The organism is Enterococcus sp. DIV0213h (assembly GCF_051711285.1).
Taxonomy (GTDB): Bacteria; Bacillota; Bacilli; order Lactobacillales; family Enterococcaceae; genus Enterococcus_D; species Enterococcus_D casseliflavus.
Map to the genome: position 1 here is coordinate 2,349,154 of NZ_JBIOMH010000001.1, position 18,232 is coordinate 2,367,385.

Annotated in this window: 19 protein-coding genes; 5 read left to right on the forward strand and 14 right to left on the reverse strand. The window is 43.8% G+C overall.

The window, feature by feature from the left end:
• Positions 1–70 precede the first annotated feature (70 nt).
• Together nrdD and nrdG are read left to right on the forward strand one after the other, a co-directional pair.
• Positions 71–2,266: an anaerobic ribonucleoside-triphosphate reductase gene (nrdD, locus tag IGI77_RS10795; RefSeq protein WP_034869343.1), complete on the forward strand. Its 2,196-nt coding sequence runs from the start codon at positions 71–73 to the stop codon at positions 2,264–2,266.
• Between the two features lie 83 nt (positions 2,267–2,349).
• Complete coding sequence (gene nrdG, locus IGI77_RS10800; protein ID WP_438770019.1) at positions 2,350–2,946, forward strand: anaerobic ribonucleoside-triphosphate reductase activating protein; 597 nt, start codon at positions 2,350–2,352, stop codon at positions 2,944–2,946.
• A gap of 137 nt (positions 2,947–3,083) precedes the next feature.
• Here the strand turns inward: nrdG and IGI77_RS10805 are convergent, their stop codons facing one another.
• The 13 genes from IGI77_RS10805 to dnaX all read right to left on the reverse strand — a co-directional run bounded on the left by IGI77_RS10805 (position 3,084) and on the right by dnaX (position 13,554).
• On the reverse strand, positions 3,084–3,740 hold the full coding sequence (locus IGI77_RS10805; protein WP_438770021.1) for a DNA alkylation repair protein: 657 nt from the start codon (positions 3,738–3,740) through the stop codon (positions 3,084–3,086).
• Positions 3,741–3,759: 19 nt separating this feature from the next.
• Positions 3,760–4,884, reverse strand: coding sequence for a DNA polymerase IV (dinB, locus tag IGI77_RS10810; RefSeq protein ID WP_438770023.1), 1,125 nt, complete (start codon positions 4,882–4,884; stop codon positions 3,760–3,762).
• 150 nt (positions 4,885–5,034) lie between these two features.
• Positions 5,035–5,376, reverse strand: a complete 342-nt coding sequence (locus IGI77_RS10815; RefSeq protein ID WP_005229830.1) for a P-II family nitrogen regulator — start codon at positions 5,374–5,376, stop codon at positions 5,035–5,037.
• A gap of 16 nt (positions 5,377–5,392) precedes the next feature.
• Complete coding sequence (locus IGI77_RS10820; protein WP_005229828.1) at positions 5,393–6,610, reverse strand: ammonium transporter; 1,218 nt, start codon at positions 6,608–6,610, stop codon at positions 5,393–5,395.
• A gap of 171 nt (positions 6,611–6,781) precedes the next feature.
• The gene (rsmI, locus tag IGI77_RS10825) at positions 6,782–7,642 is read right to left on the reverse strand and encodes a 16S rRNA (cytidine(1402)-2'-O)-methyltransferase (RefSeq protein ID WP_015509949.1); all 861 of its coding nucleotides are present in this window, start codon (positions 7,640–7,642) and stop codon (positions 6,782–6,784) included.
• 70 nt (positions 7,643–7,712) lie between these two features.
• The gene (locus IGI77_RS10830; protein ID WP_026008088.1) at positions 7,713–8,060 is read right to left on the reverse strand and encodes a DNA replication initiation control protein YabA; all 348 of its coding nucleotides are present in this window, start codon (positions 8,058–8,060) and stop codon (positions 7,713–7,715) included.
• A 19-nt stretch (positions 8,061–8,079) separates the two neighbouring features.
• Positions 8,080–8,880, reverse strand: coding sequence for a PSP1 domain-containing protein (locus tag IGI77_RS10835; protein WP_438770026.1), 801 nt, complete (start codon positions 8,878–8,880; stop codon positions 8,080–8,082).
• A 29-nt stretch (positions 8,881–8,909) separates the two neighbouring features.
• A complete protein-coding gene (holB, locus tag IGI77_RS10840; RefSeq protein ID WP_438770028.1) occupies positions 8,910–9,842 on the reverse strand; it encodes a DNA polymerase III subunit delta' in 933 nt (310 codons plus the stop codon).
• 14 nt (positions 9,843–9,856) lie between these two features.
• Positions 9,857–10,186 (reverse strand): cyclic-di-AMP receptor, encoded by a 330-nt coding sequence (locus IGI77_RS10845; protein ID WP_005229817.1) that lies wholly within the window; start codon positions 10,184–10,186, stop codon positions 9,857–9,859.
• Between the two features lie 32 nt (positions 10,187–10,218).
• On the reverse strand, positions 10,219–10,866 hold the full coding sequence (tmk, locus tag IGI77_RS10850; RefSeq protein WP_005229815.1) for a dTMP kinase: 648 nt from the start codon (positions 10,864–10,866) through the stop codon (positions 10,219–10,221).
• A gap of 20 nt (positions 10,867–10,886) precedes the next feature.
• Positions 10,887–11,483, reverse strand: a complete 597-nt coding sequence (gene recR, locus IGI77_RS10855) for a recombination mediator RecR (RefSeq protein WP_005229813.1) — start codon at positions 11,481–11,483, stop codon at positions 10,887–10,889.
• A gap of 14 nt (positions 11,484–11,497) precedes the next feature.
• Entirely contained in the window at positions 11,498–11,812 is a 315-nt protein-coding gene (locus IGI77_RS10860) for a YbaB/EbfC family nucleoid-associated protein (protein ID WP_005229811.1), read from the reverse strand.
• 20 nt (positions 11,813–11,832) lie between these two features.
• On the reverse strand, positions 11,833–13,554 hold the full coding sequence (dnaX, locus tag IGI77_RS10865; RefSeq protein ID WP_438770030.1) for a DNA polymerase III subunit gamma/tau: 1,722 nt from the start codon (positions 13,552–13,554) through the stop codon (positions 11,833–11,835).
• A 283-nt stretch (positions 13,555–13,837) separates the two neighbouring features.
• Here dnaX and IGI77_RS10870 point away from each other — a divergent pair, with 283 nt between their 5' ends.
• Genes IGI77_RS10870 through IGI77_RS10880 form a run of 3 tightly spaced genes read left to right on the forward strand, consistent with a single transcriptional unit; the run spans position 13,838 to position 17,026 of the window.
• Positions 13,838–15,067, forward strand: a complete 1,230-nt coding sequence (locus IGI77_RS10870; protein ID WP_010749514.1) for an SPFH domain-containing protein — start codon at positions 13,838–13,840, stop codon at positions 15,065–15,067.
• A gap of 16 nt (positions 15,068–15,083) precedes the next feature.
• Complete coding sequence (locus tag IGI77_RS10875; RefSeq protein WP_015509952.1) at positions 15,084–16,205, forward strand: hypothetical protein; 1,122 nt, start codon at positions 15,084–15,086, stop codon at positions 16,203–16,205.
• Positions 16,202–17,026, forward strand: a complete 825-nt coding sequence (locus IGI77_RS10880; protein WP_428207181.1) for a TPM domain-containing protein — start codon at positions 16,202–16,204, stop codon at positions 17,024–17,026. The genes IGI77_RS10875 and IGI77_RS10880 overlap by 4 nt, the downstream gene beginning before the upstream one ends.
• A gap of 199 nt (positions 17,027–17,225) precedes the next feature.
• On the opposite strand, the gene IGI77_RS10885 is transcribed toward IGI77_RS10880, so the two are convergent.
• Positions 17,226–18,194 (reverse strand): pyridoxal-phosphate dependent enzyme, encoded by a 969-nt coding sequence (locus tag IGI77_RS10885; RefSeq protein ID WP_087627667.1) that lies wholly within the window; start codon positions 18,192–18,194, stop codon positions 17,226–17,228.
• Positions 18,195–18,232 lie beyond the last annotated feature (38 nt).

The following is an 18,232-nucleotide window of genomic DNA, read 5'->3' on the forward strand; positions in this document are numbered from 1 at the left end:
CACCACTATATATAGTTGCTCATTTCTACAATTTGTTTTATTATATTGAGGAAGATAAGGAGTGGTAGAAATGATGAACATTAAGAGAAATCCTGAGCAAGGGTTGGAAAGACAGTCCGCTTTGCGTCAGTTAAAAATCGTAAAACGTGATGGACGGCTTGTCGATTTTGATGATCAAAAAATTTACGATGCGTTAGTGAAAGCCCTAAGAAAAATCAATGGCGAGCTTTCTCCCATCGACCACGAAAAAATCACCGAGATCGTTGACAGTGTCGATCACGAGATCGCGGAACGTTTTCGTACGAATGTAAAAATCTATGAGATCCAAAATATCGTCGAGCATATCTTATTAGCAAAAAACGAGTATGCCTTGGCTGAAGAATATATCAACTATCGGACCCATCGTGATTTCGAGCGCAGCAAAGCCACAGACATCAACTTTACGATCAACAAATTGATGAATAAAGATCAATCGGTCGTCAATGAAAATGCCAATAAAGATAGCAATGTGTTCAATACACAACGTGATTTGACCGCTGGGATCGTAGGAAAATCGATCGGTTTGAAAATGCTCCCTCCTCATGTGGCAAATGCTCACCAAAAAGGCGACATTCATTACCATGACTTGGATTATCATCCTTACACCCCAATGACCAACTGCTGCTTGATCGATTTTAAAGGCATGCTGAATAATGGGTTTAAAATTGGGAACGCCGAAGTGGAATCGCCAAAATCGATCCAAACGGCCACCGCTCAAATCTCACAAATCATTGCAAACGTAGCATCGAGTCAATATGGCGGCTGTTCTGCTGATCGAACAGATGAATTATTGGCTCCTTTTGCTGAGTTGAATTATCAAAAGCATCTAAAAGATGCCGAAGAATGGATCGAGTCGCCTGAACGTCGGGAAGCTTATGCGAAGAGCAAAACGCGCAAAGATATCTACGATGCAATGCAAAGTCTAGAATACGAAATCAATACGTTATTCACCTCAAACGGACAAACGCCGTTTACTTCCCTTGGCTTTGGTTTAGGAACCAATTGGTTCGAACGGGAAATCCAACGAGCGATTCTCCAAATTCGCATCAACGGGTTAGGCAGTGAAAAGCGTACCGCTATTTTTCCAAAATTGATCTTTAGTATTCGCCGTGGCGTCAACTTGGCCCCTACCGATCCGAACTATGATATTAAAGAACTGGCTTTAGAGTGTGCCACCAAACGGATGTATCCTGATATTTTGAATTATGATAAATTGGTTGAATTGACCGGCAGCTTTAAAGTGCCGATGGGCTGTCGTTCTTTCTTGCAAGGCTGGAAAAACGAACGTGGCGAAGAAGTCAATGTCGGTCGGATGAATCTAGGCGTCGTAACATTGAATATTCCTCGGATCGCCTTAGAAGCAAATGGTGATCAAGAAAAATTCTGGACGCTGCTGGAAGACCGTCTGCAAATCGTCAAGGATGCTCTTGTCTATCGGGTGGAGCGCTGTAAAGAAGCCAGCCCTGCGAATGCGCCGATCCTTTATATGTATGGGGCTTTCGGTGAACGTTTGGATCGCAAAGACAATGTGAATGAACTATTCAAAAACAAACGTGCTACTGTTTCTCTTGGATATATCGGTTTGTATGAAGCTGCTTCGGCTTTTTATGGTGGAACATGGGAACAAGATCCAGAAGCAAAAGCCTTTACCCTAGCGATCGTGAAAGAATTGAAAGCTCATGCAGATGCTTGGGGCGATGAATATGGCTATCATTTCAGCGTATACTCGACGCCTAGTGAAAGCCTGACTGATCGTTTCTGCCGCTTGGATACCGAAAAATTCGGTGAAGTTGAAAACATTACCGACAAAGAATACTACACCAACAGCTTCCACTATGATGTGCGGAAAAATCCGACACCATTTGAAAAACTTGATTTTGAAAAAGAATATCCAAAATACTGTTCTGGCGGGTTTATTCATTACTGTGAATACCCAGTCTTGCAGCAAAATCCAAAAGCGTTAGAAGCGGTTTGGGATTACGCTTATGATCGGGTCGCCTATCTTGGAACAAATACCCCTATCGATCACTGTTATGAGTGTGGGTATGAAGGAGATTTCAATCCAACCGAACGGGGCTTCGAATGCCCGCAATGCGGCAATCATGACCCCAAAAGTTGTGACGTCGTCAAAAGAACCTGTGGGTATCTTGGAAATCCTCAAGCTCGTCCAATGGTCAATGGACGGCACAAAGAAATTTCTGCCCGGGTCAAACATTTGCAAGAATAAACGAAAAAGGAGTGCTAGAATTCTTCTACACTCCTTTTCTTGAAGACCAATCCCTGTAATTCATGATAGAAAGAAGTTTTCTTATGAGAAATCCGAAACCTAAAGAATGGCAAGCCAAAGAATATAGCCAAAATTATATTGCTGATTACAAAGCCTTCAACTTTGTTGATGGTGAAGGCATTCGAAATAGTTTATACGTGAGCGGCTGTCTCTTTGCTTGTGAGGGCTGTTTCAACAAAGCGGTCCAAAACTTTCGCTATGGTACACCTTTTACGCAAGAACTAGAGGATCGAATCATCGAAGATCTGCGGCATGATTATGTCCAAGGGCTGACCCTCCTAGGCGGCGAACCTTTCTTGAACACAACAGTCTGTCTGAAAGTCGTTGATCGGGTGCGTGCTGAATTTGGGCACAGCAAAGATATTTGGAGCTGGTCAGGCTACACCTATGAAGAATTGCTTTTGGAAACACCCGATAAATTGGAACTTTTATCCAAAATCGATATTTTAGTCGACGGTCGTTTTGAACTGAGCAAACGAAATTTAAACTTGCAGTTTCGCGGCAGCAGCAATCAACGAATCATTGATCTTGCTACATCTCGGGAACAAGGAAAAGCGGTTATCTGGGCAAAGTGCAAAGATGCTGAAGCAAGCTACGAACAAATCAAAAAACAAATTTAAAAACTAAAAACACCGTGCATCTTGAGGTGAACCCAAAAGTTAGACCAAAAAATCGAACTTTTGACGGTCACCTCCTCTTCCTTCAAAGATGATGCACGGTGTTTTTTTATGTTATCTCAACTCAGTGACCAAGCTTTTTACAGGTACTTACTTGCTTCACGAATCGTCAAAGGCGCCAGACTTGTTTGATAGCGAAGCAGAAAGTCTTGGACCCACTGAGGATTCGTCTTGGCATAATCTCGTAAGCTCCAACCAATGGCTTTGTTGATAAAGAATTCAGAACTCCCCAAATTATTGACGAGGACCTCTTCAAGCAGTGGTCGATCCATCTGTTCTTTTTGCAGCAGTTGATGGAGTATTGCCACTCGCCGCAGCCAAAGATTTTCCTCAAGACTCCAGCGAAGCATTTCAGCTTTTAACGCTGGCAGTCGGCGAACTAGTTTTCTGACAACCTCACTTAGGGCATCCACGCTATCCCACCAAGCTTTTGTTATGACTAGCTGTTCAATTTTTGCCAGATCGATGGCCGCTAGAAACGGCTCCATCACCACTAAATAATCAATCGCAAGGTATTGGTGTTCCCGATAGCTGCTTTGCCAACAATGATCGATAAAGTCCCAATCAACCGTTTTCGTTTGTTTTGCTGCTTTGAAGGTCGCTTTCTCCTGCTGGCGGCGCAACGGCGTAGGAATGCCTAAAAAATCAAACTGATGCCGCATGTAGGCGGCCATTTTTTCACTTCGCTCCTGATCAGCCAACCCCACCATCATGTCATATACTTGATAGAGTGTCATTTTGCTCCTCCTCTTCTGACTACTGCTCGTCAGATAGTTGCCATAAGGGCAGTACGATATTTTCATAGGTCAGTGGATCAAGATTTGTGACGGTGATCCCCAAAAGACGGATGCCTTTTTCCAGACCTAAAATTTCTTCCCAAATCAGACTTGCTTCGGAAAATAGCTGTTCTTTTTTATGAACATAGGTTGGCAAGGTCACTCGCTTGGTGATCGTAGAGTAATCACTGTAACGAACTTTCAACACGACCGTCTTGCCATGTTTTTGTGTGCGCTTCAGTGATCTTTCGACTTCTTCTGCGATAGCCCGTAACTGGCTCAATACTTGTTCTTCACTGGTTAATGGATTGCCGTATGTATGCTCTTTTCCAACTGATTTCCGTTCTCTCGTCACACTAACTGGGGAATCATGGATCCCTCTAACTTTCCGATACAAGGAATACCCCATTTTGCCAAATTCACGAATCAGCGCCATCTCACTCCAGCCATACAGATCAGCTCCTGTAAAAATACCTAACTCATGCATCCGGGGAACAGTTTTCTTCCCGATCCCGTGAAATTTATCAATGGGTAATTGTTGCAAAAATGCCACTGCCTCATCTGGCATCACCACCGTCAATCCTCGTGGTTTATGATAATCCGAAGACAGTTTTGCCAAGAATTTGTTGTAACTGACTCCTGCCGAACAGGTCAGATGAGTCTCTTGCCAGATGTCTCGTTGAATCAAACGAGCGATCTTAATTGCTGAAGGACAATTGACCTTGTTGACTGTGACATCTAGATACGCTTCATCAATAGAAACTGGTTCGATGATGTCGGTGTACCGATGAAAAATTTCTCTGACTTGCTGGGACACTTCACGATACTTTTGATGATTTCCCGGTTTAAAAATCGCTTGCGGACAAAGCTCATAGGCTTTTTGCGCACTCATTGCCGAGTGGATGCCATATTGTCGTGCCAGATAATTGGCGGTCGTGACCACTCCTCGTCCGCCAGTATCACTTGGGTGACGGGCAATGACGAGGGGATGCTTAGCAAGCTCTGGATCATCCCGTTCTTCCACCGAAGCAAAAAAAGCATCCATATCAATATGAATAATTTTGCGGCTCGTATCATTTTTTAAGGGAAATTGCAGTTCCGACATCGTTGTTCACCTCACTTCTTATTATAAACGAACAGAGGTTCCCTATCAAGCAAGGAATCGAGGGAAGCACGCAAAAAGGACCAATCTTCATTGGTCCTTCCTTCTACATTCACTGCTTTTGCGGCCCTCTTCATGGTCCAAGAAGTTCTACTATAAGGCAGCTTCCCCTCGTTCATTAGTGCGAATCCGAATCGCTTCTTCCAATGGGTAGACGAATATTTTGCCGTCACCGACTTCATCTGTCCGACAGATCGATACAATCAGCTCAATCACCGCATCGACTTTTTCATCTGCTAAAACAAAACGGACATTTACTTTTGGTAAAAGAGTTGTGATCACTTCTTGGCCACGAATAAACTCTTTGAGGCCTTTTTGATTGCCACAGCCCAGCACTTGACTGACTGTCATGCCGCTGATCAAATCAGACTGATCCAAAGCGGCCTTTAGTTCTTCTAATTTTTCTTGGCGAATAATCGCTTCAACTTTTTTCATGACTGCTCCTCCACTCTTAAGAGTCTAACCCCATAAAGGTAGGATAGGCCGTTTCGTCATGTTCGATCCGATCCATCCCCACTGCTTCTTCTTGTTGCGATACGCGAATCGGCATTACCCATTTGATCAAAGTGATAATGACAAAGGATAAGATACCTGCGAATAGAATCGTAAATACGATACTTTCGGCTTGTGCGAGAAAAAGATCAACGCCGCCATAGAGCAATCCTGACCGTCCACCCACTGCTGGATCCGCAAAGATCCCCGTCATCAAACCGCCAAAGATCCCGCCTACGCCATGGCAGCCAAAGGCATCCAGCGCATCATCTAATCCTAGACGATGTTTGATGACAGAAATAAAGAAGTAGCAAAACGGACTGACTAAAGCGCCAATGATAAAGGAAGACCAAAGCGAGACAAATCCCGCACCTGGTGTGATGGCAACTAAGCCCACGACGGCTCCAGTACACGCACCAACGATCGTCGGTTTGCCCAACACGATTTTTTCGATCAGCATCCAAGAAAGCATCGCACTGGCTGCTGCCGTATTCGTGGTCATTAGGGCGTGGATCGCTAGACCATCAGCTGCTAACGCAGAGCCAGCATTAAAGCCAAACCAGCCAAACCATAAAAGGCCAGCACCTAGTACAACAAAGGGAATATTATGAGGACGATATTCGGTTTGATGAAATTCTCGCCGCTTACCGACAACGATCGCTAAGACTAACCCACTGATACCCGAACTGATATGAACGACATTGCCTCCTGCAAAATCGATCGAGCCGATCGCATCTAAGAAACCGCCACCCCATACCATATGTGCCATTGGAAAATACACGAGAACTAGCCAGAAGCCGATAAATAGGAAAATAGCTGAGAAACGCATTCTGCCCACGACAGATCCAGTAATGATCGCCGTTGTGATCAAGGCAAACATCATTTGAAAGGCCGCAAATAACCCTTCAGGAATCCCTTCTCCTTCTGTCATCGAGACATGATTGAAAAAGACTTTATCTAAATTCCCAATAAATGAGCCTGTGCCGCTAAAAGATAAGGTATACCCTAAAGCGACCCATAGCACAGACGCCAAGCCCATCGTACAAATCACCATCATCATGGTATTGAGGATGTTTTTGCGACGTTCCAATCCTCCGTAAAAAAATGCCAATGCTGGAGTCATAAGAAAAACCATGCCGCTACAAATTAAAATAAATGCAATATTCCCTGTGTTCATTTTTGACGCCTCCTTTTCTTTATGTTAGCTATCCTAACATCATATTTTCAAATAATCTAGATTTTTCTGAGAAAACCGTGAATTTTCTGAAAATAGCTAACTATTGATGTCAGATAATTTAACACAAGTCCGAAAAAAGACAAAAAAATACCGAGAGAATTCTCGGTATGATTACGTTTCTAATTGATGGTAGGCTTGATAAACAAGCTGTTTCTTCACTTGATTGCGTTTAGCCACTTCTTTGATGGCTTCTTTCGAAGACAAGTCTGCCTCTTCCATCAAGGCTGCCACCTGTTCAGCATAGCTTCCTTCATAAACGACTTCAGGGATTTCAGAAGCGCCTTCCACTAATAGACAGCATTCCCCTTTGATTGGTTGTTGGTCGAGGTATTCAATCAATTCTGAAAAGGTCCCTCGCAAATATTCTTCGTGGATTTTTGTCAATTCACGGCAGATAACTGCTTGACGTTCTCCCAATACCTCTTTCATCGTTTCGATCGTCGCTGCGATTCGATACGGTGACTCATAAAAAATCATCGTAGCTTTTTGGCTTGCCAATTCACTTAACGCTTGCTTTTGTTCTTTTTTCTTACGAGGTAAAAAGCCATAAAAAAGATTCGGCTGCGGTGATAAGCCAGAAGCGATCAGCGCGGTCAAACCAGCCGTAGGACCTGGGAGCGCAATCACTGCGATTCCTTCGACCAAGCACGCCTTGACTAATTCATGACCTGGATCACTAATGGAGGGCATACCAGCATCACTGCATTGGGCAATAGTCTTGCCCATTTGCAGCTGTTCTATCAGCTGTGGCACCCGTTCTTTATAATTGTGTTCATGTAAGCTTTTTTGCGGTGTCGCAATCTCAAAATGATTCAACAATTTCTGGGTATTTCGAGTATCTTCACTTGCGATCAGGTCCGCTTCTTTTAAAATTTTGACACATCGGAACGTCATATCTTCCAAGTTACCGATCGGTGTTGGAACAAGATACAGTTTCCCAGTGTCTTGTTTATAACTTTGCTGCTTTTGCATGTACTGCTCCTTTCGAAAAAAAGACCAGCAGAAACTGATCTTTTTTCTAACGAACCGATTCGTCTGTCAGCTATTTGCCGCTTTCACGATAGATCACTTCTAGACAAAACGCACAAGGTTCGTCATGTTCTCTGCGAGAACCGTATAAGTCATAACAAACATGAAATCCTTCTTCGTAAATCTTTTCTAAATTCATCCTTGATTTAGAAAGCTCTTGTTTGACCGATTCAGCGGGTGCATCTGCCACTTGGTTCAACTCACGAATGTGTTCACGTAAGCGTTGATTTTCCAATTCTAATGTCGTATTTTTTTCGACGATTTCTTGCAAAGACTGCTTCATTTCCGCTAGATTATTCAAGGAATTTTGCAACTCCACTTCTAACTGATTCAATCCGTCATATATTGATCGTTTGTCCATGCTCATTATGGTCACCTACTTATTTTGTCACTAGTTCTTCATAATCATACTCGATTGGTGTTTGCCGATCATGCAAACGGACTTTGATCACTCGGCTCAACAGATCCAGCCCGACCACACGTCCTTTGCCATCTGGCGTTTCAACTTCCTTGCCGCGATCCGGCAATTCTTTTTTTGCACGCTCATACTCTTCACTTTCGTACTTAAGACAACACATCAAACGACCACATAACCCTGAAATTTTTGCAGGATTTAAGGAGAGTCCTTGATCCTTAGCCATCTTGATGGACACTGGGATAAAATCGCCTAAAAACGTCGCACAGCATAGTTTGCGACCGCAGGGTCCAACTCCGCCTAGCGCCTTTGCTTCATCCCTGACACCAATTTGGCGCAGTTCGATCCGTGTATGAAATTCACTTGCCAAGTCTTTGACCAACTCACGAAAATCAACGCGGCTTTCTGCCGTGAACGAAAAAATCAGTTTTGTGCGCTCAAAGGTATATGCCACCCGAATCAGCTTCATTGGCAGCTGGTGTGCTCGGATTTTTTCTTTCCCGATTTTCAACGCTTCGTCTGCTGCTTTTTGATTGGCAGCAGCTTGCTCCAAATCTTTTTTCGTCGCTCGACGCAGGATCGGTTTGACTGCTTGAGGCAAATCGCTCTCATTCATTTTTCTGCTTTTTGTAACCACCGTGGCAAGACATTTGGCATCTTTTGATTCCACGATGACTTGTTCATTTATGGTATAGGTCTGTTTTTTTGGTGTGTAAAAATAAATCTGGCCCACGTCATGATAACGCACTCCGACAACTTCGATCATCTCTGGTCTCCTTTTCCGGCTGCTGCGTTTTATCCATAGATGATTTTCACGGAAAATTGTTCTGTCACTCCTTGGAAAGACACATTGGCTTGCAATTTTTTTTGTGCTTGCAATGCGGCTTCAATGGCACGATTGATCTCTTTTCCCCATAAACCTTGTGCCAACAATCGATCTCGTTCCTCTTGAAAGTAAAATAACAAGAGCAAAAAGATTTCTGATTGCTGATTTTTTTCTTTTGCTAGACCCAATAATTTTTTCTGAACAAAAATAAATGCTTGCGGGTCTTTCTTCAAAAGGTAATTCACCCAACGCTTAACAGCATCCTTAGTTTCATTAAACCATTCATTCTGCGAGATTTCAACTGCTTTATGATAACTATTCGTCAAGTGGCTCAGAAGTCGACTCGTCTCTTTGGAAAGTCCTTCTTCTTGGAGCTTCTCCTGTAGTTTTTCTTTTGACAGCTGCGAAAAATGAATGATCTGACAGCGAGACTGAATCGTCGGCAAAATACGTCCTAAACTCTCAGTTTCTAAAATCGCCAAAAAGTTTCCCACCGGTTCTTCCAAAAACTTTAATAGGCTGTTGGCAGCGCTGTTGTTCATTTTGTCAGCTTGAGACAAAATAAAGATTTTCAGACGACTTTCAAAGCCGCTTTTTGAGAACTCCTCTTGCAGCTGCCGAATCTGGTCGACTTTGATCATCTGCCCATCCGGCTCGATTTGGATGACGTCAGGATGCTCTCCTTGGGCGATCCGCAGACAATTGCTGCAAGTGCCGCACGGGGCTTCTTCTTGCACATTGGTACAAAAAAGGCGTTTTGCGAGCCACAAACTTAATTCGTGCTTGCCAGTCCCCTTGTCCCCTTCAAAAAGATAAGCATGAGCAATGAGCCCATGCTTGATACTTTTTTTTAGTTGGGCAAAAACAAGAGGCTGATATTCTTGTAGAAATAACTCCTCCATGAAAAGCTCCTTTTTTAATATTGATGGAATCCGTCAACCGGTAGCACGAACACAGTTGCTCCGCCGACTTCGACTTCGACTGGATAAGGAACTTGACCGTCTAAGGAAATGTCTAAAGACATCGGTGTCGAGACATATTGTTTTCTTGATTGACAGGTTTTTTTGATCAATTCTAATGCATCTTGTACCCGATCGTCTTCAATACCAATGATAAACGTACTGTTGCCAGCCTTTAAAAACCCACCCGTTGAGGACAATTTTGTAGCACGGATATTGGCATCAATAAACTCATTTGCCAAACGATTACTGTCTTTGTCTTGTACGATTGCCATAATTAATTTCATGGGACCATCTCCTTTGTGTTATCCAACCTACTCTAGATTGACTTGAAGTAAGCAGGATACGATTCAACGATTGCTGAATAGCTGGATTCAACAACTTCTTGTAACCCCATTCTAGCATCAATCTTATGAATGCGTACAGGATTTTCTTCCGCCAGCTTAAGATACGCATGACGAACCCGTTGATGAAACTCCAATCCTTCCGAATCTAAGCGGTCATATTGATGTGCGCGGTTTTCTTGGATGCGACGCAAGCCAGTATCAGAGTCAACATCTAGATACAAGGTAAAATCAGGCGTCGTTCCTTCCGTCGCAAACTCGTTGATCCGTGCGATCTCAGGAATCCCGATGCGGCGTCCAGCTCCTTGATAGGCAAGCGAACTGTCAACAAAGCGGTCACAGATCACGATGTGTCCAGCATTTAATGCCGGCAGGACAACCTCAATCAAGTGTTGGCGGCGGGCCGCTGCATAAAGTAAGGCTTCCGTCCGCTCATCCATTTCTTCATTTCGCGGATCTAAAATAATTTTACGAATCTTTTCAGCGATTTTAACTCCGCCAGGTTCTCTTGTTTTCACGATTTTTCTTGTTGCTTCAAGCTGTAACCGAGGATACAACTCTTCGATCACACTGGTTTTTCCAGCACCATCCGGTCCTTCGATGGTTATAAACAATCCATTCACCCTAATTGCCTCCAATATCTTTATAATTCTCGGCGACCTTCTACTGCTTTTAGCAAGGTCACTTCATCCGCGTATTCAATATCGCTGCCCACAGATAAGCCATGAGCCAAACGCGTGACTTTAATACCAGCAGGCTTGATCAAACGTGACATATACATCGCCGTTGCTTCACCTTCCGTGGTCGCATTGGTCGCAATAATCACTTCTTTGACCTGATCATCATGCAGCCGCTGTATCAGCGATGCAATGTTGATATCTTCTGGACCTGTCCCTTCCATCGGGGATAACACGCCATGCAGCACATGATAAAGTCCATGATACTCCCGGACTTTTTCTAGTGCCATGACATCTTTAGGCTCTTCAACCACTAAAATCGTTTCTTTGTCTCTTGTTGGATCACTACAGATCTCACAAGGATCTTCTTCAGTTATATTTCCGCAAATACTGCAAAAGTGCAAATCTCGTTTGACACTAAGCAACGATTTGGCAAACTCATTGACGACTTCTTCTTTCATATCGATCGTATAAAATGCCAAACGTGTCGCGGTTTTTTGTCCGATTCCCGGCAGTTTCATGTAACTGTCGATCAATCGGGCGATCGGTTCAGGATATTGCACCGTCATTTCTCCTTTTATAGACCCGGAATGTTTCTTGTGTATTTGCCCATCGTTTGTTCCGATTCTTTTTCAATTTTCTTCAATCCGTCATTGACAGCTAAAATGATCATATCTTGCAGCATTTCCACATCGTCAGCATCAACGATCGCTTCATTGATAGTAATGTCTTGTAACGTCTTATCGCCAGTAAAGGTCGCTTTGACATAGCCATTTGTCGATTCGCCGATAAATTGTTTGCTGTTCAGCGCTTCTTGTTCTTTCATCATTTCTTTTTGCATTTTTTGCATTTGTTTCATCATGCCTTGCATATTTCCCATGCCTCGCATCATTATCAATCACTCCATTTTCATTAATTTTCTTCAATGCTGGTTAATTCACCAAATAACTCTTGCGCTTTTGTTACTAAGTCGTCATTTTCAGGTTCGACAGGAGCGGCTTCGGTCTCTTCTTGGTCTACTTCAATTTCCGAATCTGCCGTTGCTTGACCGCCGGCCAAAAACTCTTGCCGTAGTGCTGGCCAACTTTCTTTTGTGATAAACACAGCCTGGGGGGCGTAGTCTTTGATCATGCGAGACAATTGATTATGGATCATCAATTGAAACTCTTGGTCGTTACTTGCTCGCTGGCATAAGATCTCATAGTCAAAAGCGATCACGACGCCCGATTCGCTGGCAGCTTTTGCTTCACTGGAATGCAGCATCGCTCTTTGCGTCACGGAAAGAGACATCAAAAGATCGTCCCAAACATTGCGAACGTTTGCTAAGTCTTTCTTCGTTGCACTTTTCAGTACTTGGAACACGCGTTCCTTTGGTAAACGGAACATAGTGGTCGCCTTGGCTTTCTTCACTGGCGCAGTGGTTTCCGCAACGGCACCTGCCGGTCGATTCTCCTGCAGTCGTTGCACCTCTGCCTGAAGTTTTTGCAATGCTTGCCGTAACTGCGCCACTTCTTGACTATTATCAGCTGAATTGCTAGCAACAGCAGCACTTTCTGGATCATTGGCTAATTTGACCACAGCCACTTCCAGATAGATCGTAGGATTGTTCGTAAATCGTACTTCATTTTGCGTATCGTTTAAGACAGTGATCCAGTGATAGATTTTTGCTGGCGGGGTATTTTTTGCCAGTGTTTGAAACGCTTCAGTCAATTGCAGCGACTTTTCAGATAGCAGCTGCGGCGCTTGTTGATACATCAGCAAGTCTCGACAATAAACCAACAAGTTTTCCAATAAACGTCGGGCTTCTTTACCAGAGGCTAATAACTCCCGCAAGGTCGCTAACGCATCGGCAACTTCTTTTTCCCCGCAAGCTTGCATCAGACGGTCCATCATTTCATAGGACAAGCTGCCCGTCACTTCAAGAGCATCTTGGGTCGTTACGGTTCCATCACTAAAAGCGATCGCCTGGTCGGTGATACTCAAGGCATCCCGCATACCGCCTTCTGCGGCTCGCGCAATGATCTGTAAAGCTTCTGCTTCGTAATTGATCTCACTAGTAGTAAGGACCGTTTCTAAATGACCCACGATATCTTGCGTATTGATCCGTTTGAAATCAAAACGTTGGGTTCGAGAAATGATCGTTGCTGGAATCTTATGGGGCTCTGTTGTTGCCAAAATAAAGACAACATTTTTCCGTGGTTCTTCCAATGTTTTTAGTAAAGCGTTGAATGCGCCTGTTGACAGCATGTGCACTTCATCAATGATATAAACTTTGTATTCAGCTTGGGTCGGTGCATAGTTCGCACGATCACGAATAAAGCGAATTTCTTCTACACCGTTGTTGCTTGCCGCATCGATTTCAATCACGTCTTCTTGCGTCCCTGCTGTGATTGAGCGACACATATCGCACTCATTGCAAGGCTCACCGTTGACCTGGTTCGGACAATTGATGGCTTTGGCAAAAATTTTCGCTGCACTTGTTTTCCCGGTTCCTCGAGGACCAGTAAATAAATAGGCATGCGAGATCTGGTTTTGATCGATTGCATTTTTTAAGGTTTGGGTAATTGCTTTTTGTCCGACAACATCATCAAAACGCTGAGAACGCCAAACACGATATAATGCTTGATAAGCCATAGTTTTCCACACTCATTTCAAAATTCGCTACCTTCTATTATACGTAATATCAGCCAAAAAAACCACCGTTTGCGTGGGGGAATCTCAAAAGAAATGGAAATTTAATCCGCAATCTCCAATTTGTCTCTTTTATTCAAATCCACCTGCGAACGAACCGTTTATTGATGGATTTTGCGAAAAACTCCTCTCCAACTTTAGACTGATAACGTAAATCTCACCTCCTATGGTATAATGAATCTATGTTCATCTATTGTGATGAAAACAATTTAAAGGAGGACTGAAAATGGGTATTATCAAAGCGGCAACAAGCGCAATTGGCGGCGGATTAGCAGATCAATGGCTAGAGGTGATCGAGCCTGACAATATGAGCGATTCGACAGTAATGACAAAAGGTGTCAAAGTGCGGCGTAATGACAAACGCGGTTCCAACAGAAAAGGCACAGAAGATGTCATCACTGATGGCTCAGTGATCCATGTCTATCCGAATATGATGATGTTATTGGTTGATGGCGGGCGAATCATCGATTATACCGCCGAAGAAGGCTACTATACAGTGAAAAACGAATTAGCGCCTTCAATGTTAAACGGTTCATTGAAAGATGCGATTTCTGAAACGTTTGACCGCTTTAAGTTTGGTGGCGTTACACCGCAAAAACAACAAGTTTTTTATATCAATCTACAAGAAATCAAAGGGATTCGCTTCGGTACTTCCTCGCCTTTGAATTATTTTGACAACTTTTACAACGCAGAACTTTTCTTGCGGGCGCACGGAAACTATTCCTTACGAATTACCGATCCAATTTTGTTCTATACGAATGCGATCCCAAAAAACAAAAGTCAAGTCGATATCAACGACATCAACGAGCAGTACTTAGCTGAATTTTTGACCGCCCTACAAACAGCGATCAACAAAATGTCCGCTGATGGCGAACGAATTTCTTACGTTCCATCTAAGAGCATGGAATTAAGCAAATATATGGGAACAGTTCTTGATGACAGCTGGCGAGAACTCCGAGGAATGGAAATCGTTTCGGTTGCCGTCGCAAGCATCTCTTATACGGATGATTCCGTAAAATTGATCAACATGCGGAACCAAGGGGCAATGTTAGGTGACCCTTCGATTCGTGAAGGCTATGTTCAAGGTTCGGTAGCTCGTGGTATGGAATCTGCCGGTAGCAATGCCGCTGGCGCTACGACTGGGTTTGTTGGCATGGGCATGGGGATGAACGCTGGTGGCGGTTATTTGAACCAAGCGTCACAAAACAACCAACAGCAGATGCAGCAGCAACAAGCACCTGCACAAAGCAACGCAGATCATTGGGACTGCCCACAATGCGGCACATCTAATACTGGTAAATTCTGCAGCAATTGCGGCACGCCTAAACCAACGAGCGATGGACCAAGTCTGAAAATGAAATGCAGCGATTGTGGTGAAGTGATTGATTTAGCCAACGGCATTCCAAAATTCTGTCCGAATTGCGGCAAACCTTTCAAAGGTGTCCCAGTAGACTAATTGAGGAGGATTGCTGATGGATGTTATCACACATAAGTGCCCCAATTGCGGGGGCGCTTTAACCTTTGATCCTGGCGATCAAAAATTTCATTGTCCATTTTGTCTGAGTATTTTTACTGAAGACGAAGTCACTGCCTTTGAAGAAAAGCAAAAAGAAGCGCAAATGGCCGCTGATTCTTCTGTAGATGCCACGGCTGCCTCAGTGACGGAGCCGAGCCTTGAAGAAGAAGTGCAGCAACAAGCCAATGCACAAGCGGGACAGATGGACCTTTTCACCTGCCCCAGCTGCGGTGCTGAAATCGTGACGGATGCGACTACAGCTGCAACCTATTGCTACTTTTGCCATAACCCGGTCGTTTTATCTGGACGGCTTTCGGGAGAATTTTTGCCAAACAAAGTCCTTCCCTTTGCGATCGAAAAAGAAGAAGCAACGCAAAAGTTTTTAGAATGGGCGCAAAAGAAAAAATTCGTCCCACGGGATTTCTTCGACCAAGCACAAGTAGAGAAATTGACTGGCGTATACTTCCCTTATTGGGTCGTCGATGCCGAGATGAACGGCTCCCTCTCAGGAATGGGTACCTCCTTGAGAATTTGGCGAGTGGGTGACATTGAATATACCGAGCATAAACAATACGACGTCTTGCGACGAGGCAAAATCAAGGTGAATGAATTGCTCAAGCATGCGCTGTCAAAAAACGTCCAGCAAAAAATGGTAACTGGTGTTCAGCCGTTTCCCCTTGAAAAAGCTGTTAATTTTCGCAGTCAGTATTTAGCCGGCTTCCAAGCAGAAAAAAGAGACATTGAATACATTGATCTTTCCGACGAAGTCAAAAACGAATTATCGGGTTATGCTGAAAATCTGCTAGCAGGTACCGTCAATGGCTATACTAGTTTTAAACGCAACAATCGATCCATCAATCTAACAAAAGAAGAAAACAATTACGTTTTGCTTCCTGTATGGCTAGTGACCTATCGAGCCGATGATGAAAACAAGAGTGCCTTTTATTATGCGATGAATGGGCAAACAGGAAAAGTCAGCGGTGTTTTACCAATCAGTTACAAACGCTTGGGAATCGTCAGTGGTGCAATTTTCGCGGCAACGACCATCCTCGCATTGATTGGAGCGTATTTCTTATGAAAAAACTATCTTATTTGTTGCTTCTGCTGGTTGGCTTTTTCTTCACCACCCTGCCCGCCTTTGCAGCCGAAGAGACAGTCGCAGACCACGCTGGACTTTTTACCGAACAAGAAATCCAGAAGTTGAATGAAGAAGCAGAAGCGCTGAATGCGAAAATCAAAGGCGAAGTGTTTATTCAAACAACGAACAGCAACACGGGAGATATCGAGTTGTATACTGATCGGTATCTTTCGAGACGAATCGGCAACGACAACAACGGATCCGCTTTGGTGATCGATATGTCGCAACGTAAATTTCACGTTTCGACTTCTGGAAATATGATCGATTACCTCACCGATTCACGTCTAGACAATCTTCTTGATGCGGTATTTGACCAGATGGCAGAGGGAAATTATTACCAAGCGGCATTGGTCTATCTGCAAAAAGCAGCTGGTTTTGTGGAAGCAGGTGTTCCTGCCGATCACTATCGTATCGATCGTGATACTGGAAAAATTACTTATTACAAAGTGATGACGCCACTAGAAATTGCTATTTGCTTAGCAATCGCAGCAGTGATCAGTATCGCCTTTTTCATCATTGTTAAATCCCGTTACCAATTAAAAATGGGCGGCTACAAATTTAACTATCTAGAAAAATCAAGTATTGATCTGACTCAAAAAGAAGATCGCTTAGTCAACTCCTTTGTCACAACCAGACGCATCCCTCGGCCTTCGAATAATGGCGGAGGCGGCGGTGGTGGCGGTTTTTCTGGCGGCGGAGGCGGCAGTACGACCCACTCTTCTGGCGGCGGTACTTTCGGCGGCGGCGGACGCAGTTTCTAATCGTAAAATAGTTGTTTTGAATGTAAAAAAGAGTTCCTTCAAACGGGAACTCTTTTTTTTGCTGCTATTCATACCATGAATCGACAAGATCCTTTAGCTATCGTCACAATGATTTTGACCCTATCGAAGGTAAAGATATAGAGATCCTTTTGATAATTTCAAATGAACCTCATCGATTTTACTTGAGTATGCTTTTTATTCAAATTATTTCCTTAAACACAGAGAAATCAATATTGCCGCCGGAGACCAAAGCCACAGTTTTCTTTCCTCGAAGTAAATGATCGATCTGTCCGCTTAAAATCGCCGCTGTACTTAATGCACCAGCACCTTCTGCAATGACTTTTTCCTTCAAAGCCAAGTAATGGATCGCTTGTTCGATGTCGGATTCTTCAACTAAGACCGTTTCATCGATACGGGTCTTTAAAACATCATAGGTCAGCTCCCCTGCCAAAGCGACGTCACAGCCGTCGGCGATCGTTCTACTGCGGCGATTGGCTACCAGCTTTTGCTGCCAGATCGATGCGATCATACCATAAACGCCATAGGATTGAACGCCGATGATTTTGACTTCTGGACGAAGTTCTTTTAAGGCTAAAGCCATCCCAGCGATCAACCCACCACCGCCGATGGGAATAATGACATTATCAACATCTGGAAGATCCTCTAACAGTTCGATCGCAATCGTTCCTTGCCCCTCCATTACTGCACGATCATCAAAGGGAGAGACAAAAACTTCGCCACTTTCTTTCATGGCGTCTACTGTCAGTTGTTTGGTTTCATCAAACGTCTCTCCTGCTAAAACGACTTGTGCGCCATAGCTTCTTGTCGCCTCTATTTTTGTTTTAGCAGCCGTTAATGGCATAAAGATTCGGACATTGATCCCCAGTAACGATCCGGCCAGAGCAACACCTTGCGCATGATTTCCTGCAGAACAGGCGATGACACCGCGAAGTTTTTCTGCATCAGTCAATGAAGCGAGCTTGTTATACGCCCCCCGCGCTTTAAAGGAGCCGGTACGCTGTAGATTTTCTAATTTCAAAAATATCGCGCCCTCTTTTTCTTTGCCTAAAATATTACTTGGTGCAAGTGGTGTATGGATCATGATTGGTTTCAATCGTCGATACGCAGCAGCGATCCCCAGACTGTCCGTCAACACTTCCTCAATCACAAACGTTCCCCCTTTTTTGTTTTTTTATACTCTCATTG

What these genes read in the sequence shown, in the direction of transcription:
- IGI77_RS10845 (WP_005229817.1), bottom strand. Translation starts at nt 10,186, where the DNA reads ATGAAATTAATTATGGCAATCGTACAAGACAAAGACAGTAATCGTTTG.
- IGI77_RS10820 (WP_005229828.1), bottom strand. Translation starts at nt 6,610, where the DNA reads ATGAACACAGGGAATATTGCATTTATTTTAATTTGTAGCGGCATGGTT.
- dinB (WP_438770023.1), bottom strand. Translation starts at nt 4,884, where the DNA reads ATGTCGGAACTGCAATTTCCCTTAAAAAATGATACGAGCCGCAAAATT.
- IGI77_RS10805 (WP_438770021.1), bottom strand. Translation starts at nt 3,740, where the DNA reads ATGACACTCTATCAAGTATATGACATGATGGTGGGGTTGGCTGATCAG.
- IGI77_RS10870 (WP_010749514.1), top strand. Translation starts at nt 13,838, where the DNA reads ATGGGTATTATCAAAGCGGCAACAAGCGCAATTGGCGGCGGATTAGCA.
- IGI77_RS10875 (WP_015509952.1), top strand. Translation starts at nt 15,084, where the DNA reads ATGGATGTTATCACACATAAGTGCCCCAATTGCGGGGGCGCTTTAACC.
- IGI77_RS10880 (WP_428207181.1), top strand. Translation starts at nt 16,202, where the DNA reads ATGAAAAAACTATCTTATTTGTTGCTTCTGCTGGTTGGCTTTTTCTTC.
- holB (WP_438770028.1), bottom strand. Translation starts at nt 9,842, where the DNA reads ATGGAGGAGTTATTTCTACAAGAATATCAGCCTCTTGTTTTTGCCCAA.
- nrdG (WP_438770019.1), top strand. Translation starts at nt 2,350, where the DNA reads ATGAGAAATCCGAAACCTAAAGAATGGCAAGCCAAAGAATATAGCCAA.
- IGI77_RS10815 (WP_005229830.1), bottom strand. Translation starts at nt 5,376, where the DNA reads ATGAAAAAAGTTGAAGCGATTATTCGCCAAGAAAAATTAGAAGAACTA.
- IGI77_RS10835 (WP_438770026.1), bottom strand. Translation starts at nt 8,880, where the DNA reads ATGATCGAAGTTGTCGGAGTGCGTTATCATGACGTGGGCCAGATTTAT.
- nrdD (WP_034869343.1), top strand. Translation starts at nt 71, where the DNA reads ATGATGAACATTAAGAGAAATCCTGAGCAAGGGTTGGAAAGACAGTCC.
- rsmI (WP_015509949.1), bottom strand. Translation starts at nt 7,642, where the DNA reads ATGCAAAAGCAGCAAAGTTATAAACAAGACACTGGGAAACTGTATCTT.
- dnaX (WP_438770030.1), bottom strand. Translation starts at nt 13,554, where the DNA reads ATGGCTTATCAAGCATTATATCGTGTTTGGCGTTCTCAGCGTTTTGAT.
- IGI77_RS10830 (WP_026008088.1), bottom strand. Translation starts at nt 8,060, where the DNA reads ATGGACAAACGATCAATATATGACGGATTGAATCAGTTAGAAGTGGAG.
- IGI77_RS10860 (WP_005229811.1), bottom strand. Translation starts at nt 11,812, where the DNA reads ATGATGCGAGGCATGGGAAATATGCAAGGCATGATGAAACAAATGCAA.